The 16,403-nt window shown below is 55.1% G+C and carries 10 protein-coding genes; 3 read left to right on the forward strand and 7 right to left on the reverse strand.

The window, feature by feature from the left end:
- Window positions 1–63: 63 nt before the first annotated feature.
- From nhaA to ACQY5R_RS05075, 4 genes are all read right to left on the reverse strand, one after another.
- The gene (gene nhaA / locus ACQY5R_RS05060) at window positions 64–1,245 is read right to left on the reverse strand and encodes a Na+/H+ antiporter NhaA (protein ID WP_428605317.1); all 1,182 of its coding nucleotides are present in this window, start codon (window positions 1,243–1,245) and stop codon (window positions 64–66) included.
- 227 nt (window positions 1,246–1,472) lie between these two features.
- The gene (locus tag ACQY5R_RS05065; protein ID WP_428605319.1) at window positions 1,473–2,369 is read right to left on the reverse strand and encodes a DUF2167 domain-containing protein; all 897 of its coding nucleotides are present in this window, start codon (window positions 2,367–2,369) and stop codon (window positions 1,473–1,475) included.
- A 172-nt stretch (window positions 2,370–2,541) separates the two neighbouring features.
- On the reverse strand, window positions 2,542–3,465 hold the full coding sequence (ylqF, locus tag ACQY5R_RS05070; protein WP_428605321.1) for a ribosome biogenesis GTPase YlqF: 924 nt from the start codon (window positions 3,463–3,465) through the stop codon (window positions 2,542–2,544).
- Window positions 3,466–3,698: 233 nt separating this feature from the next.
- A complete protein-coding gene (locus ACQY5R_RS05075) occupies window positions 3,699–5,492 on the reverse strand; it encodes a methyl-accepting chemotaxis protein (protein ID WP_428605323.1) in 1,794 nt (597 codons plus the stop codon).
- A 402-nt stretch (window positions 5,493–5,894) separates the two neighbouring features.
- On the opposite strand from ACQY5R_RS05075, the gene ACQY5R_RS05080 reads away from it, so the two are divergent.
- Window positions 5,895–6,479 carry an HD-GYP domain-containing protein gene (locus ACQY5R_RS05080; protein ID WP_428605326.1) on the forward strand — a complete coding sequence of 195 codons (585 nt, stop codon included), beginning with the start codon at window positions 5,895–5,897 and terminating at the stop codon, window positions 6,477–6,479.
- 5 nt (window positions 6,480–6,484) lie between these two features.
- Here the strand turns inward: ACQY5R_RS05080 and ACQY5R_RS05085 are convergent, their stop codons facing one another.
- From ACQY5R_RS05085 to ACQY5R_RS05095, 3 genes are read right to left on the reverse strand one after another with little or no spacing between them, the layout of a single operon-like run.
- Window positions 6,485–7,438, reverse strand: coding sequence for a GGDEF domain-containing response regulator (locus tag ACQY5R_RS05085; protein ID WP_428605329.1), 954 nt, complete (start codon window positions 7,436–7,438; stop codon window positions 6,485–6,487).
- Window positions 7,435–9,822, reverse strand: coding sequence for an ATP-binding protein (locus ACQY5R_RS05090; protein WP_428605333.1), 2,388 nt, complete (start codon window positions 9,820–9,822; stop codon window positions 7,435–7,437). Before ACQY5R_RS05090 ends, ACQY5R_RS05085 begins: the two co-directional genes overlap by 4 nt.
- Entirely contained in the window at window positions 9,819–11,291 is a 1,473-nt protein-coding gene (locus tag ACQY5R_RS05095; protein WP_428605336.1) for a substrate-binding periplasmic protein, read from the reverse strand. Before ACQY5R_RS05095 ends, ACQY5R_RS05090 begins: the two co-directional genes overlap by 4 nt.
- Before the next feature lie 331 nt (window positions 11,292–11,622).
- On the opposite strand from ACQY5R_RS05095, the gene ACQY5R_RS05100 reads away from it, so the two are divergent.
- A complete protein-coding gene (locus ACQY5R_RS05100; protein ID WP_428605339.1) occupies window positions 11,623–12,336 on the forward strand; it encodes a cyclic nucleotide-binding domain-containing protein in 714 nt (237 codons plus the stop codon).
- A 153-nt stretch (window positions 12,337–12,489) separates the two neighbouring features.
- On the forward strand, window positions 12,490–16,401 hold the full coding sequence (locus tag ACQY5R_RS05105; protein ID WP_428605342.1) for an EAL domain-containing protein: 3,912 nt from the start codon (window positions 12,490–12,492) through the stop codon (window positions 16,399–16,401).
- Window positions 16,402–16,403: the final 2 nt, after the last annotated feature.

The raw sequence follows: 16,403 nt of genomic DNA on the forward strand, positions 1-16,403 counted from the left end.
TCAACGTCGGGACAACCCCCCTGTGGTTGCCCGGTTGGTGTACGCTGATGCCGGCGCCCATCCTCATGATTTCGGTAGGCTACGGCGCAGTATCAGGTATCCTAGCAAGCCGGACGCCAATGAGCCGACAATAATACCGAGACGGTCATCGAAGATGAGATTGATATCGGTCTCTTCAAACGCCAGCGAGCCGATAAACAGACTCATGGTGAAGCCGATGCCGCAGAGCGCCGCGGTCCCGTAAAGCGACAGCCAGGAGATCCCCTGAGGCAGGCGCGTCAGACTCATCTTGATCGCCAACCAGCAAAAGCCGAACACCCCCAACTGTTTGCCGATGAACAGACCCAGCGCGATACCGACCGGTACCGGATGTAGCATCTGTGCAAGGCCGATACCGGAGAAATTGATGCCGGCATTGGCGAAAGCGAAGATCGGTAGAATCCAGAATGCCACCACGGAATGCAGATCATGCTCCATCTCCTTAAGCGGAGAGTGTTGCGGATGACTTTTTGATTTCATGGGGATAAACATGGCGAGTATCACGCCGGCCAAGGTGGCGTGTACACCGGATTTCAACATCGCCGCCCACATAACCACGCCGACCAGCAGATACAAGCTCTTTGATTCCACCTGACGTCTGTTAAACAGCAGCAGTAGAGGAATGCAGCAGGCTACCACCAGCAGTGAAAACAGGGATATTTTAGCCGTATAGAAGAGGGCGATGATCAGGATGGCGCCGATGTCATCGAAGATCGCCAGTGACGTCAGAAAAATCTTGATCGAGTTGGGAACGCGTGATCCGAGCAGTGTCAGTACCCCCAGCGCAAAGGCGATATCGGTTGCGGCCGGTATCGCCCAGCCTGATCGGGTGACGTCGTCACCCAGGTTGAAGAAGGTGTAGATGGCCGCGGGTATGGCCATACCGCCGAGGGCGCCGATGCCCGGCAGGATAATGTTGCGCCGATCGGCCAGTTCGCCATCAATCAGCTCGCGCTTCAACTCCAGTCCCACAAGGAAAAAGAAGACCGCCATTAAGCCGTCGTTGATCCACAACAGTAGTGGTTTGGCGATTTCAAATGCGCCGATGCGGATGGCCACAGGCGTATCAAGGATGAGTGAATAATAGGTTTGCAGTGGGGTATTGGCGCAAAGCATCGCGAAAACGGCTGCACACATGAGGATGATGCCACTGGCAGATTCGAGTTTAAAGAATCCGGAGATGAAGGTTTCTTGTGGTTGACTCATACATTACCTGTTATTTGCTGCCAATCCTTGAAGGTCCATTGTTCAGTAAACTGTATCGCAATGACACCGGTTATTCAGCTTACGACAATTTTTTACACAATTCCGCATCGCCTTCATTCAGGAGCGGTGCCTGGCCTGTTGAGTGGGAGGGTGTGTCGATAGACACGGGTCACGGGGCTGTCAGAAACAGCGCTCGTGACCCGTTGTGAGTGGATAAGGGGTCGAGGTTATGCCGTTTTTCTGGAAAACAGCTTTTTGATCAGTACGCCGGCACCCACCAGAATAATGACGCCGAACTTCTTTAGAAATATCAATCCTGCTGCCAGCAAGCCTGTTTTGGCGATCACTTTCCCCGCGACCAGTGCGCCAATGCCGTAGGCGGCCACTTTATCCAGGCTGGGATCGAAATCGCTGTAACGGGAGCCGGTATCAAAATTGGCCATGGTCAGTACCGAACCCAGTTGGGATTCAATCATTTCCCGCTGGTCCATGCCGGCGATGAAGTTGAGTACCAGTACGCCCTTTCTACCGAGTATCCGTATGTTGTAATTTAGGGTGTGGAGCGCTTCGTCGCCGAATTTCAGTTCCTTTGCCCAGTGCAGCTTGTGTGATGATTTGTCATAGTAGGGTGTGGCGGCCCAGCCGATCAGCTCGATGGATTCATAGCCTTGTCTGATACGCGCCTTATTCTCTTCCCGGGTTGATTCCTGCATCTGTTGCAACAGTTCTTGGTAGTCGATATTGTCCGCATCCTCATCGGAGACATAGCCATCCTCTTCGTAGCTGATGGTTACGGCCCAGGAGTCGCCATCAAAGGGTGACGAAGCCGAGGGCAGGAGCATGCCGAGTGTCTCCTTGCCGGCGCCGGGTGGGTTGTTCCACACATCCACCAGAATTTTTTCTGCATCGTCGGGATTTAAATAATAGAAATCGTCAGGGACCTGTAGGCTAGCCACTTTGTTGGGGAGTTGGATATTTCCCTGCTTTCTGTCCAACGATTGCCAGAGATTCTTTGCCCAACTCAGATATTGTTCCTGCTCTGCCGACAGTGTCTCTTCCTTACTGAAAGCGGTACCGGTGAATAAAATCAACAGACAGGAAAGGGCGATGGTGATGGCTCGCATGGGTCACTCCTTGACGAGGTCGGGATTGATGGGATGGGGATAGATTCTGCTTTATTCTCTGTTACCCATCCAGATTGTTTAACTGTACGGTGGTATGGCCGCGGTAATGGCGGTTGCACCTACTTGTCTCAGGTTATCAAAGATCGCTTGTTTAAAATAGGGTATTTATCCGTCAGCTTTCCCGAGGGCGGCGCTTCTGTTTTCTTGCCGCACGTTTGGCGGCTTTTTCGGCTTGAATGCGAGCGGTCTCTGCGTATTCCCGCTCCATCATTTCCGGTGTCTCCAGCGTAATGCGGCCCAGGTGGCCGGCGCGCAGTTCGGTAAGCAGCAGCTTGCTGGCCTTTTCCATGTCAATCTGGCCACCGCCACGCAGGCAGCCGCGCTTTCTGCCAATCTGTTCCAGCAGCTCTTGTTCGGTCTCCGGAAGCGGCTCGAGTCGGTAGCGGTTTTTCAAGTTGTCGGGATAGGCGGCGAGCAGATATTCGGCGGCAAAATGGGCAACGTCATCATTTTGCATGGCGGTCTCCTTGATGGCGCCGGTAGCGGCAAGCCGATAGCCGCTGTTGCGATTCTCGATATTAGGCCAAAGTACCCCCGGGGTATCTGAAAGGGTGATGCCATCACCCAGGTTGATACGCTGCTGTGCCTTGGTGATGGCCGGTTCGTTGCCGGTCTTGGCGATGATACGGTTTGCCAGGATATTGATCAGGGTGGATTTTCCGACATTCGGGATGCCCACAATCATGGCATGAATCCCCTTCAGACTCTTTGCCTTGGCCGGAAACAGGCGTCGGCAGAGTTCCGGGATCTGCTTCAGGGTGGTTGGCTGTTGGCAACTGATGGCCAGGCTTTTCACACCCTGTTCCTGCTCCAGATAGTGTTGCCAGCGTTCCGTCTGAACCGGATCAGCCAGGTCGCTCTTGTTCAGTACCTTGATGCAGGGTTTATCGCCGCGCAGGGTGGAGAGCATCGGATTGGTGCTGCTGGATGGGATGCGTGCGTCCAGGACCTCGATGATGACATCGACATGGGGCAGCGTCTCTCTGATCTGCTTGCTGGCCTTGTGCATGTGGCCCGGATACCACTGAATCTGCATGTTGGTTACCTGTTGCCGTGAGTGCGAACTTTTTCAGACACGCTTTGGCGGGGCAGTATACCGGAGTTTGGCAGCGAAGGTGGATGGTCCATTGGCTGGGCGGGATTAAGCGGGGTGATGTGGGAGCGTCATTCGGGGCTAGGGCATCGACCGCCGCCACAGGCTCTAGCCCCACTTTGTGGGGCGATTGCTAACAAAACCTGACACTTCGATGCGCCGGTTTTCTCCGTCAATCAATCGCGCTCCAACAGTCGTTCCGGAGTGAAGCCGAGAATAAATGCACCCCAGTGCTTGCCGTTGATATAGAGCGGCAACGACAGGTCGTTCAAGACTTCGCCGGTGTCGCGAATATAGGTTTGTAGCAGGAACGGTTCGGTATTGGCCGCACGGCGGACTTCGGCACGGTTGTTGTTGTAGATCTTAAGGTGGCGGCTGTTAGGGTTATCGATTTCGAAGTTGCCGGTCATCGGTTTGGAAAGGTGGCTGTGATGTGCCGGCAGGTATCCGTTTTTATCTACCGGTACCGCATAAATGAATTCCGGTCGCGCCTTGATATAACTATCGATCATCGGCTGTATGATCTTTTCGTAAGCCGATACGTAAGGCACTGTATATTTCTGTGGGTTGGTATTTGGGACAGGTTGGTAGTTGGTGTCAAACAGGTTGACGCCGCTGCCGGCCAACTCATTGAGCGCCTGCTGGATCTGGTTGGCCCAGTCCCGGGCGGTCAGGATCATGTTCTCGAATCCGCCGCGACCGATGATGAAGCGTGACAGCAGCTCCTGGGTTTGCTCGGTAGCGACTTCCAGCTCATCGGAATAGGTCTGCGATTCATCCATGTCGGCCTTGATGCTCTTACTCAGCTCGGCGATTTCACTGACGTTGCGATGGGACTCCTTGTTGGTAATGGAGAGTTCTTCGATAGCGGCGCTGATCTCGATGAGCTGGGAGTTGACAGAATCGAAATCGCTGACCATCTTGCGGAATTGGGAAGCGGTGTCGCCGATCACCGTCTGGGTATTGCTGGTGTAGCTCTGGATCTCCTGGGTGCCCTTTTTGGTGCTCTCCACCAGTTGCGACATTTCACTGATATTTTTACTGATTTCGCCGGTAGCACTGTTGACCTTGTGTGACAGGTTACGGACTTCATCCGCCACCACGGCAAACCCGCGTCCATTTTCACCGGCCCGTGCCGCTTCGATGGCGGCGTTCAGCGCCAGCAGGTTGGTCTGGTCGGAGAACTCTTGCACCATGGTGAGTATGGTGCGGATATTTTCCGAATTTTTGCTTAGCAGGTTGACGGTGTCATTGAATCCGTCCAGCAATTTGCCGACAGCCGCTACTTGCTCCGTCACGGTATTCAGGCGCTCCGATGAGGCATTGGCCTCTTCGAGGTTGGCGCTATTCTGTTCTGAGATGGTGTTGGTGTGACGGGCTATTTCATCGATGGCACGGGTCGCTTCGCTGCTGGATTGGAAGACCTGGGTCGCGTTCACTTCCTGCTGATCCACCCGGGCATGGGCGGAGTGGATCATCTTGTCCAACTTGGTGGAGCCCAGTGCGACACTGACGGTACGACGTCGGGTTTTGTCGATAATATTGCGCAGATTTTCGGCAAACTGGTTGTAGCTGTTTGCCATCTCGGCAATTTCATCCTGTGTGGTGATCGGCAGGGTGGCCGATATATCGCCGTCCTTTTCAGTGATGCCGCGCAGGATATCGGTAATACCCTGTATCGGGTGCAGAAACAGGTGACGCATATAGAACATGATGCCGATGGAGGCGATCACACTCAGTAGGGTGACGGCGCCAATCATCATCAGGTGGTTATCGAGTTGCAACATGAGCTGTTTGGTGGTGGCGGCATCCGGCGTTCCACGCTCGAGCAGGGATCGGCTGCTTTGAATGTGGCTGTACACCAACCCGGCTGTGAGGAGTTGAAACAGCAGCAGGAACCCCACATTACCGACGATCTTACGGGTGAGTGTGAAGAAAAAACTCTTTTCGATCTGGGTATATAGGCTCATGGTTTGTCTCTGACTTGTTATAGTAATTCGGTTCTTTCCTAGTCCTGGCCCCGCATTGCTAAACAGCTTCCTTAACAAGAGGCCGTCCGTATACGCTTCCCGCTACCGACCCTCTGCGCCTCATGTTCATTGAGGTTGTCGGGCGCATGAACTAATACTTTAATTGATGCGACCATTAAACCAATCTTTCGGTTTGGGATCGACTGATGGAATTGTCCATGAGAGTGGTGCGCCTGCTAGGGAGATTTTAGCCGGTATATCCGGCTTGATTGACTATACTTTAGACCTAAGAGGTACAGTTCTGGGAAAAAAGAAGAATGGTGGTCATCTCGGTCCCCATTGATCCGCGTGACCCAGTTGCTTGTGCACGTTAAAAAGCCCGACACAATGGCACGGCATGGCATGAATGATCCTTTCCACAGTCTCCAGCTTGATCCGGGTTCCCGCGCCCTGGGTGTGGCGCTAGGCGAGCGGGATCGCTATACCCACTATCACTCCCGTCGGGTGGCCGGTATTTCACGGCTGATCGGCTTGGCCTGCGACCTGGGGCTGGCCGAGCTTGCCGCACTGGAACTGAGCGCGTTTTTTCACGATATCGGAAAAATAGGCATCCCGGATCATATCCTGCTAAAGCCGGATGGTTTTACTGAAGAGGAGATGGCGGTGATGAAGCATCATCCCGTCAAAGGAGAGGGGATTGTCAAGGAGCTTGGGCTGGAGGACGGTGATTTGGTGGCGCGTGTGGTGCGGCACCACCATGAGCATTTTGATGGAGGGGGTTATCCGGACGGGCTTCAGGGCGAGGCGATACCGGTACTCTCCCGTATCATTTCCGTGGCTGACAGTTATGACGCCATGACCAAGACCCGCCCGTATCATGATGCCCGCCCCAAGACGGAGGCGCTGGATATCATGTTTAGCGAAGCGGGATCAAAGTTGGATCCCTATCTGGTGCACAAGATTCAACATTTGGCTGAAGTTGGGTAGCGGTATTATTGATCGCGTAGGGCGATACGGTTGCGGCCGGCCGCCTTCGCCTCATAGAGCGCTTCATCGGCCAATCGCAGCAAGGTGGTGATGGTATCCGCGGGTAAACGCTTTTCATCCGTTGTGGCGACGCCGATGGTTACGCGTAGCTGAAAGGGTTTGCCCTGTTTCGGTATCGGGTTGGTACAAACTGCCTCCTTAAGGCGTGTCGCCGTGAGCAGTGCGGTTTCTGTGTCGCAGTCGGGCAGCAGAATAACAAACTCATCCCCGCCAAAACGCGCAATGATATCGGTACGACGCAGGCCCAACCGACACACAGAGACCAGATGGCAGAGTGCGGCGTCACCAGCAGAGTGACCGTGGCTGTCGTTGATCTCCTTGAAGTGGTCGACGTCTATCATCATCAGTGCGACCGGTGAACGGTTACGCTGGGCACGGGAGAGTTCCCGTTCGGCCAGTTGGAAGAAGTGACGCCGGTTGGCGACCCCGGTAAGGGCGTCTGTCGTGGCCATCTCCTCCATCTGCGCCAGTGATTCGTTGAGCCGGTCATCTGCCCAGATAAAACGCTTTCCGACCAGGAGTCGGGCGCGGAGCTCAGCCGGACTGGCCGGTTTGGTTAAGAAATCGTGGGCTCCCTGTTCAAGCGCGTAGACCAGGGAGGCTTCATCTGTTTTGCTGGTGAGCAGAATGGTGTAGATGAGCGGACCGTCTGTTCGATTTTGCAGGTCCTGACAGATTTCTACGCCGCTCATTTTAGGCATCACCCAATCGATAATGGCGATACGTGGTGGCTCAGGTTGGTTGAGAATTTCCCAGGCGCTATCGCCGCTGTCCGCCTCTACGGTTTCGTATTCCCATCCCTGCACCATCCGGGTTAGCAGAGTGCGTGGGATGCGCTCATCGTCGGCGATGAGTACCCGCATCGGTCTGACTGTTTCCGATAAGGATTCCACGCTCATGGTGTCTGTACCGTTTGTAGTGGGGTGCCTTGCCACACCTTGTTGCGTAACGTTTGGCAGAGTCGCTCCAGGGCCGATTTGACGGAATCATGGTACATCCGGGTCTCGGACAGATCGCCCTGGCGTGCGGCTTGTTCCATACGTTGAGTTAGTTGTCGCAGTTCGATGCCCCCCACGCTGGCGGCGATGCCGGTCAGGGCATGGATCCGTTCCGCCAGTTTGTCGATGTCGCCCCTCTCCAGCGCCTGGTTAATCTCCTGCATGCGTTGTGGGGCATCCGTCAGGGCCATGTCGATGATCTCTTCGATTAAGGTGATATCACCTCCAGTGGCGGAGCGTAGGTGATCGGCATCCAGTATGGAAGCGATCTCCTGTGGTAGGTCGGACAGTCCGTGACGGACGTCGGGAGCTTTATCCGCCGGGAGATAGCGTGTCATGAGGGTGGCGACTGCGTGCCGGGTGACCGGTTTCTGCAGGTAGTCGGTCATGCCGGCATTGAGGCAACGCGCCCGATCCCCCTCCATGGCGAGAGCGGTCATAGCGACGATCGGTGTCTGTTGGTTGACGCCTTCAACGGTACGTAGCAGGCGCGTGGTCTCTAAGCCGTCCAGAATCGGCATGGTAATGTCCATAAAGATAATGTCGTAGCGCTGCTTGTCTGCCAATTGCAGAGCGACTTGACCATTTTCCGCTAAATCCACTTCGCAGCCCAAACGTTCAAGCACGGTACGCGCCACCTTTTGGTTGACTCTGTTGTCCTCGACCAGCAGCACCTGCGCATGGAAGTGCCAGGTGTGGCGTGCGATTGCCGAGGTTTTCGGTGTGGGTGGTATCAGTTTTTCGTCCACCGTTTCCAGTGGCAGTGTCAATTTGAATTGCGAGCCGCGTCCCTCGCAGCTTTCCACTTCCAGTGAGCCGCCCATCAGATCGGCCAAATGTCGGCTGATGGCGAGACCGAGCCCGGTACCGCCAAAACGGCGGGTCACGGACGCATCGGCCTGGGTAAATTTCTCAAATACCCCTTTCAGGCGGTCGGCGGGTATACCGATGCCGGTATCTTGGATGGTGCAGGTCACCGGACCGGACGGATCTGGCTGGGCGACCCGCAAGCGGATAAACCCTCGCTCGGTAAATTTCACTGCGTTGCCGACCAGGTTGGTCAATATCTGGCGTATGCGCACCGGGTCACCGCGAAAGGCGCGCGGCATATCAGTGGCGTACTCCAGGTCCAGGGATAGATTTTTCGCCTCGGCTTGCTGGTGAAAGAGCATGACCACCTGTTCGGCGATGATCTCCAGGTTGAAGGGCTGCCACTGCAGGTCGAGCTTTCCCGCTTCGATTTTGGAAAAGTCCAGCACATCCCCCAGGATTGTCAGCAAGGCACCGGCGGAGCTGTCGATGGTTTCAAGGTAGGTGCGTTGCTGGTTGGAGAGTGGTGTGTCGCTGAGTAGGTCGACCATACCGATGACGCCGTTCATCGGCGTGCGAATTTCATGCGACATATTGGCCAGGAAGTCACTTTTCGCCTGTGCTGCCGCTTCGGCATCCTCTTTGGCCTTCAGCAGCTCCCGGGTGCGTGCTTTGATGCGGTCTTCCAGGTCGGTGTTGAAGGTTTCCAATTGATGCGCATGCTCCACGAGTTCACGCTGCTTGCGCGTCAGCTCTTCGGTCATGCTGTTAAAGGTATCGGCAATTTCGCCCAGCTCATCGCTGGATTTTACCTCCGCCCTGACGCTGAGATTACCCTGCTGGATCTGATCCATGGTGGTCCTCAGGCGTCCGATGGGGTGGAGCAGCACGCGTCGAATCACCAGCATGAGGATGACGATAATCAGGATATCGAGTACCACCACCTGAATCGCTATGCTACGAACCGAGTTACCGAGGCTGGTTTGCATCTCGCTGGTGGTGAGGTAGATGCCGACACGGCCGATCTCTTTGGGGCTGGTGGTACCGCCGATGCCGGACTTGATGATCCGGGCTTCGACATACAGGTTGTCTTGCGGCGGTGGGCCTTCCAGTCGCTCGACGATTTCACCCTGCGGGGTTTTCCACAGAGACAGCCAGGGGCGAGGGAGCTCTCCTTCGGCCAATGGCGGCTCGGTGATGCTTACCCCGATGATGGGTCTTTCCCGCATGCCGGCCAAGACGATGCTGCTGCCAGCGCTGCTGTCCATATCCCAAAGCGGTACGCTCAACGCGGCAGCCAGCACCTCAGCACTGCGTTGCCCCTTTTCCAGCAGTTGAGTCTTCATTTTCATCGTCGCCCGGTCTACCTGCAGAATGGCGAAAACGGCCAATGTACAGGTGGTAACCAACACTACGATGAGAATCAGCTTATAGGCCAGGCGGGCGCGAAACCCTTTGTGTTGCTGGAGATTCATTTTGTGGCCGGTTGGTTATGGTCCCAGTGGGGATGGGATATTGAGACCACTCCCTCTTCTATCAGGTTGTCCAGGGTTTGCTGCCACAGGGTCACGACCGCTTTCGGGGTGGTTCGGGAAAAAGCAATATAAAACGCCGTCTTACGCAGCGTCAGGACGGGCTTTACCTGGTCGAGCGAGTAACCGGCTTTTTGGATTACCTGGGGTGCGTATAATGAGCCGGCGGCCCATAGCTGGATGCGGCCTGCCATTAGATTACGCACAGCGGCGTCCGGGGCGCCATGACGATACAGATTGGTAAAACCCTGTTCGGTAAGGAACTGCTCATCGGCATCGTCCTTGTAGGTACCGATACTCTCCGCTTGCCGTGCATCATCGAGTCCGTTCAGCCTGTGCCCGAAATCCTGGCGGGCATAGAGCATGCTGTGGTTCCTGCCGACCGGGCCGGCCCACTGAAACAGCGGTTCGCGTTTTTCACTTCGAACCGTGGAAAAGAGCGCCATATTGGGCATCTCCAGGGTGAGCTTATAGGCCCGGGACCAGGGCATCACCTCAATGGCCTGCGTCATGCCCAGGCGCTGCTTGATCTTGCGTATGATCTCGACAGAGAGTCCCATCAGTTTGCCGTTATCACGGTAGTTCAGAGGGGGTAAATCTTCGGTCAAGAGGTGTAGCTGGTCGAGTGCCGTATGCGTGGTCGCCGACATGGGCGTCTCAGACGGTGGGGTTTGACCGGGTAACCATCGCTCAAAGATGCGTTGAAACGTCCCGTCTCGATGCATGGCGGTCAGCGCCTTTTGCCAACGTTCGACGACTGCGTCGTCGGTCTGCTTCGAGAAAGCGATATAGAGATAGTTGGTTTTTACCACCAATACCGGTTCGATCTTTCTCGGGTCCTCGCCACTTTGCTGCACGACTTGATAGGCGGTCAGGTTGGAGTCAAGCCAAAGATCGACACGCCCTTCCAGCAGCTTGCGGGCACAGCTTACCAGTTTGGGTGAGCTGTCCAGGTTGGTGAAACCCTGTTCTTCCAGAAACTGTTCGCGAGCATCGTCTCGGTAGGTGGCAATACTGCCAACCTGGCGGGCATCATCCAGCGTCTTGAGGGTGATAGTTGAGCCGCGTTTTTTATAGAAAACGTAACTGAAGGGGGCCAGGGGGCCCACCCACTTGAATTGTGTCTCCCGCTCTTCGGTTCGGGTGGTAGAGAACAGGACGACGTTTGGTTCTTCCTGGGCGGCCCGATAGCCGCGTGCCCAGGGTAGGGACTGGATTTCATCCTGTTGCCCGGTGCGGCGCATGATTTCCCGCACCATTTCCACGGAGAGGCCAGTGAGCCGGCCATTTTCGGTGAAGTTCAGTGGTGGTAACTCTTCGGTCAGTACCCGCAGCGGTTGTGCCGGGGATTGGCCGGCTGTCAGCAACGGCAGCAGTACGGCTGTCCAGTAGAACCACTTTGGAAAACGCATAGCGCATCTCCTCGTGACGGTAACGGATGGCGTGGTGTTTGCCTGTGCCAGTGTTTCTGTACTGCAATAAAGAAATGTGACACGGTCCTCTAAGTGGGTAGCGGTTAAGTGGATCCATTCTTTAGATGATTTCTACACGGGTGGCTCGGGTTTGATGTCGATGGCCCCCACTCCGCCCGCCGTCCCGGCGGGCGGAGTGGGGGCCATCGTGAACGGAGCAGGCTTGGGATGGCACCGCTAATGGGGGTTCTGTGGTACCCTTACCACCTGCAGGATGCAGCCGGCATGCTTGGATGCTGCTTACTGTCATACCTAGCTGAATAAACTGATTATGATTGCATCGAACTTACTGGAACAGATCCCTCTTTTTTCTGATATGACCCGTCAGGAGCTGGAGCAGGTTGCCCGGCATACGGAAGAGCTGACGTGCAACAAAGGGAGTTATCTCTTTCATGAGGGCGACAAGGCGGACCATCTCTATGTGTTGTTGAGCGGGTTGGTGCAGATGACGGCCAAAGGGCCTGAAGGGCAACATACCGTGATAGAGATTCTCTATCCGGGCGATTCATTTATTCTGGCTGCGGTGATTACCCATAAACGGTTTCTGATGTCGGCGGAGGTGGTGAAAAACTCACGCGTGTTGAAGATTCCTGGCGAGGAGTTGATCGAACTGATCCGCCACGGCGGGGATTTCGGACTCACCATGATGGCCACGCTCTCTACCCAATTCCGTTCCATGGTCAGGCAGGTGAAGAATCAACGGTTGCGCACCACCGCGCAACGGGTGGCCGCATTCTTGCTGGATCTGGCCTATGACCAGGGGCGTGGGGAAAACTGCATTACGCTCCCGCATAGTAAAAAGATGTTGGCGGCCCTGCTGGGTATGTCCCAGGAGGGGCTTTCGCGTACTTTCACGGCGCTCCGGGAACAGGGAGTGGTGATCGATCATAAACAGGTCCAGATAGAATCGATGATAAAACTGCGTCGGTTTTGCGGGTTCAGCAACAAACTGGATGCATCGGACCGGGTCAGCCCCAAGGATTAATCATCGCGAATCAGTAAGTTGCCTGATTCGTGTCCGATACAAGCTTTCTTCAAGTCTTATTGTCACAAGCCGCTACCCTTTCAGTTACTGCGATTTCCAACTGTGTACGGTCATGGTCCGATCTCAGGCGGCGGCTTGAGCGATGGTAATTAAATGAATAGAAGTGGTGAACGGATTAGAAGGAGCGGTTTCCCGACACGCTTACAGGCGTTCCTACTGCTGTGTCTGCTTACCTTATCGACCCCGCTACTGGCGGCAGAAAAGTCCCATCAGATCCGCTTAACCGATGAAGAGCGGGCGTGGCTGGCAAATCACCCGGTTATTCGCGTCGGGCCGGATCCCGACTACAAGCCTATCGAATTTTTTACCCCCGATGGCGATTATCAGGGGTTGGCGGCCGACTACCTGAAACTGCTGTCAGAGCGGTTGAAGATTAAATTCCAGATAGTCAGGTCGGATAACTGGGATACCGTGGTTGAACAGGCGAAGCAACGCGATATCGATATGTGGAGTGCCGCCAGCCCTACCCAACAGCGTCTCGAATACATGGATTTTACCCGGCCGCTGGTAACGTTTCCCGCCGTGATCCTGGTGCGTAACGGGGTGGCGCAGGATTTGACGCCGGGTGATTTGCGGGGTCTGAAAGTGGCAGTGGTCTCCGGCTATGCGATCCACGACTATATGCTGGCGAAATATCCCGGTTTGCAGCTGGATCCGACACCGGACGTGCAGACCGCCCTGCGCAAGGTTTCATTCGGTATGGTGGATGCCATGGTCTCTGATCTGGCGACCTCCACTTACTACATGGAACAGGAAGGGATTACCAACCTGCGCATCGCTGGCAATGTCGACTATACCTATCAATTGGCCTTTGCGGTGCGTAATGACTGGTCGCCGTTGCGCGCTATCCTGGACAAGGGATTGGCGGCGCTTGAACCAGATATACATAAGGAGATATTCAGTCGCTGGATCCGCGTGACGCAACAGGGTTGGAAGCCCGACTTGCCGTTTTATCTCTGGTTGTTTCTGTTTTTACTGACCCTGAGCGTGGGCGGTGGCTTTATCTGGAATCGTACCTTAAAGCGGGTAGTCGTGCAGCGCACGCAGCAACTGAATCGGGAGTTGCAGGAGCGAAAAAAAACCGAGGCGGCGCTGGTTATTCGTGATCGCGCCATTGCCGCGGCAAGTAACGGCATTGCGATTGTCGATCCTTCCCGGCCTGACAACCCATTGGTCTATGTGAATGCCGCCTTTCAGCGCATCTCCGGCTATTCGCATGATGACTTGTTGGGACACGGCTGCCCCTTTTTGGATGATGCGCCGGAAAACCGGGAGGCGGTGGCGTTGATTCGCGACGCGATCAATCTGGGTCTGGAGTGTCGTGCCGAACTGTACAGCAAACGCCCGGATGGCAGTTGCTACTGGAATGAGGTTTTTCTCTCCCCGGTACATGACGGGGAAGGGAAACTAATTCATTTTGTCAGTATCAACAACGATATCACCCAGAATAAAAAGAGCCAGGAAGTGGTGAGCGATATCGCCATGGGTGTCTCCGCCGCCACCGGTGAGGATTTTTTCGAACAACTGGTTTCCCACCTCGGTGAAGCACTGGGGGTTAGCTACGTGCTGATTGGTCAACTGGCCAACGGCAGCGAGGAAGAGATTAATACCCTGGCGGTTTGGGCCTTGGGCGAGCGGGCGGAGAATTTTACCTATAGTCTGCATGACACGCCCTGTGGAGGCGCTATCCAGGGCGGCCCCTGTGCGTTCCAAGGGGACTTGCAGACACGCTTTCCGAAAGACCGCTTACTGCAACAAATGGCGGCGGAGAGCTATGTGGGATTACCACTGAAATCTTCCGACGGGCGCGCATTGGGCTTGCTGGCCGCGCTGGATGTAAAGCCGCTGGAAAATACCGGTTACATCATGTCGATGTTGACCATATTTGCCGCACGTGTGTCAGCGGAACTGGAACGACAGCATGCCGATCAGGCGCTTAGAACCAGCGAAGAGCACTACCGGGTACTGTTTGAATCTGCCAACGACGGCATCCTCACCATGGAGGACGGTCTGTTCACCAGTTGCAACCATAAAGTGGAAGAGATCTTCGGTTGCCCAAAGAGTGAAATTATCGGATATAGCCCGATGAAGTTTTCTCCCCCCATGCAACCGAGCGGGGCGGATTCAAGTCGGCTGGCCCAAACCCACATTGCCACCGCCCTGGCGGGTACGCCGCAACTGTTTGAGTGGCTGCATCAACGGCTGGATGGGACCCCGGTTTACACCGAAGTCAGCCTGAACCGGATCTATCACGAAGGATCGATGGTGTTGACGGCCCGGGTTCGTGACATTTCCGAGCGCAAGCTCCGGGAAGAGGAAGTCCGACTGGCCGCCAGTGTGTTCAATGGTACAACCGAAGCGATAGTGATTACGGATGCACGGGGCGTCATTCTCCAGGTGAACAGAGCCTTCAGTGATATCACCGGTTTCACGCCGGAGGAGGCAATAGGCAAAACTCCCCGTATACTGCGATCCAACTACCACAACGATGCCTTCTATCAAACTTTCTGGGATAACTTAACCCGGGCTGGCGGCTGGCAGGGCGAGATTTGGAATCGGCGCAAGAATGGAGAGGCGCACCCTGTCTGGCAAAACATTTCGGCCATTCGCGATGCGGCCGGCGATATCGTTCAGTACATCAGCATCTTTTCCGATATAACCGATAAAAAGCTATCCGAGCAGCGAATCGAACATTTGGCGCATTATGATGTGCTGACCGATTTGCCCAATCGGGTACTGTTTACCGAACGCTGCGAACATGCACTGAGCCGGGCACGGCGGGAAGGACATCAGTTGGTGGTAATGTTTCTGGATCTGGATCGCTTTAAACATATCAATGACAGCTTGGGTCACCCGGTAGGGGATCGACTGTTGCAACAGGTCGCGGACCGTCTGATTAAGCTAATCCGTGAAGAGGATACCGTCGCCAGATTGGGCGGTGATGAGTTTGTGGTGGTGCTGGAAGATGTGACCGATACCCACGTTGTAGCGCCCATCGCCGAAAAATTACTCAAAGCCTTCAATGAACCGTTCAATCTGGATGAGAACCAGCTGCATATCTCTTCCAGCATCGGCATCGCTATCTTCCCGACCGATGGTCAAGATGTGACGACACTGGTACGGAATGCCGATGCAGCGATGTATCGGGCCAAGGAGAGTGGCCGTAACAACTACCAGTTCTATACCCGTGAAATGACGGTATCCGCAAACGAACGGGTGTTACTGGAGAACAGCTTACGCCAGGCCGTCGAACAGCAGCAATTGGTACTGCACTACCACCCGCAGTATGTACTGGACGGCGGTCAACTGGTCGGCTACGAGACATTGGTCAGGTGGCAGCATCCTGAAATGGGGTTGGTTGCACCGGATCGGTTTATCCCGTTGGCGGAAGAGACCGGTGTCATTCTGGCACTTGGAGAATGGGTGCTGAGAAAGGCCTGTTTCCAGGCCAAGGCTTGGTTGGATGCGGGCTACCAATTTGGCAGCGTGGCGGTAAATGTCTCGGGTAGTCAGATTGAACGGGGAAATATTGTCGATCTGGTGAAACAGGTGCTGTGGGAGACCCATTTGCCGGCACATTTACTGGAGCTGGAGATTACGGAGAATTTTATTATTCAGCATGCAGAGCAGGCGATCAGCACTCTGGACGGCTTACGTGATATCGGCGTCTCTCTGGCTATCGACGACTTTGGAACCGGTTATTCTTCACTGAGTTATCTCAAGCGTCTACCCATCAACAAATTGAAGATCGACCGTTCGTTTGTCCATGACATTCCCGACGGGAAGTTTGACACGGCTATTACCCGAGCGGTGATTGCGCTGGGTAAGGGACTGTCGCTACGGGTGATCGCCGAAGGAGTGGAAACTCCGTCGCAAAGAGACTTCCTGTTGGCGGAAGGCTGCCACGAAGCGCAGGGCTTTCTCTATACCGAGCCGCTGCCTGCCGAAGAGTTTGTCGTTAAAATGCGGGCGTCCAGCTCAGCCGGCGCCACTCAAAACGGATAGAG

The organism is Sedimenticola sp. (assembly GCF_050289425.1).
Classification (GTDB): Bacteria; Pseudomonadota; Gammaproteobacteria; order Chromatiales; family Chromatiaceae; genus Sedimenticola.

Bases quoted from the DNA above. Each gene is read 5' to 3' on its own strand.
- nhaA (WP_428605317.1), bottom strand. From the start codon at position 1,245: ATGAGTCAACCACAAGAAACCTTCATCTCCGGATTCTTTAAACTCGAA.
- ACQY5R_RS05065 (WP_428605319.1), bottom strand. From the start codon at position 2,369: ATGCGAGCCATCACCATCGCCCTTTCCTGTCTGTTGATTTTATTCACC.
- ylqF (WP_428605321.1), bottom strand. From the start codon at position 3,465: ATGCAGATTCAGTGGTATCCGGGCCACATGCACAAGGCCAGCAAGCAG.
- ACQY5R_RS05075 (WP_428605323.1), bottom strand. From the start codon at position 5,492: ATGAGCCTATATACCCAGATCGAAAAGAGTTTTTTCTTCACACTCACC.
- ACQY5R_RS05080 (WP_428605326.1), top strand. From the start codon at position 5,895: ATGAATGATCCTTTCCACAGTCTCCAGCTTGATCCGGGTTCCCGCGCC.
- ACQY5R_RS05085 (WP_428605329.1), bottom strand. From the start codon at position 7,438: ATGAGCGTGGAATCCTTATCGGAAACAGTCAGACCGATGCGGGTACTC.
- ACQY5R_RS05090 (WP_428605333.1), bottom strand. From the start codon at position 9,822: ATGAATCTCCAGCAACACAAAGGGTTTCGCGCCCGCCTGGCCTATAAG.
- ACQY5R_RS05095 (WP_428605336.1), bottom strand. From the start codon at position 11,291: ATGCGTTTTCCAAAGTGGTTCTACTGGACAGCCGTACTGCTGCCGTTG.
- ACQY5R_RS05100 (WP_428605339.1), top strand. From the start codon at position 11,623: ATGATTGCATCGAACTTACTGGAACAGATCCCTCTTTTTTCTGATATG.
- ACQY5R_RS05105 (WP_428605342.1), top strand. From the start codon at position 12,490: ATGAATAGAAGTGGTGAACGGATTAGAAGGAGCGGTTTCCCGACACGC.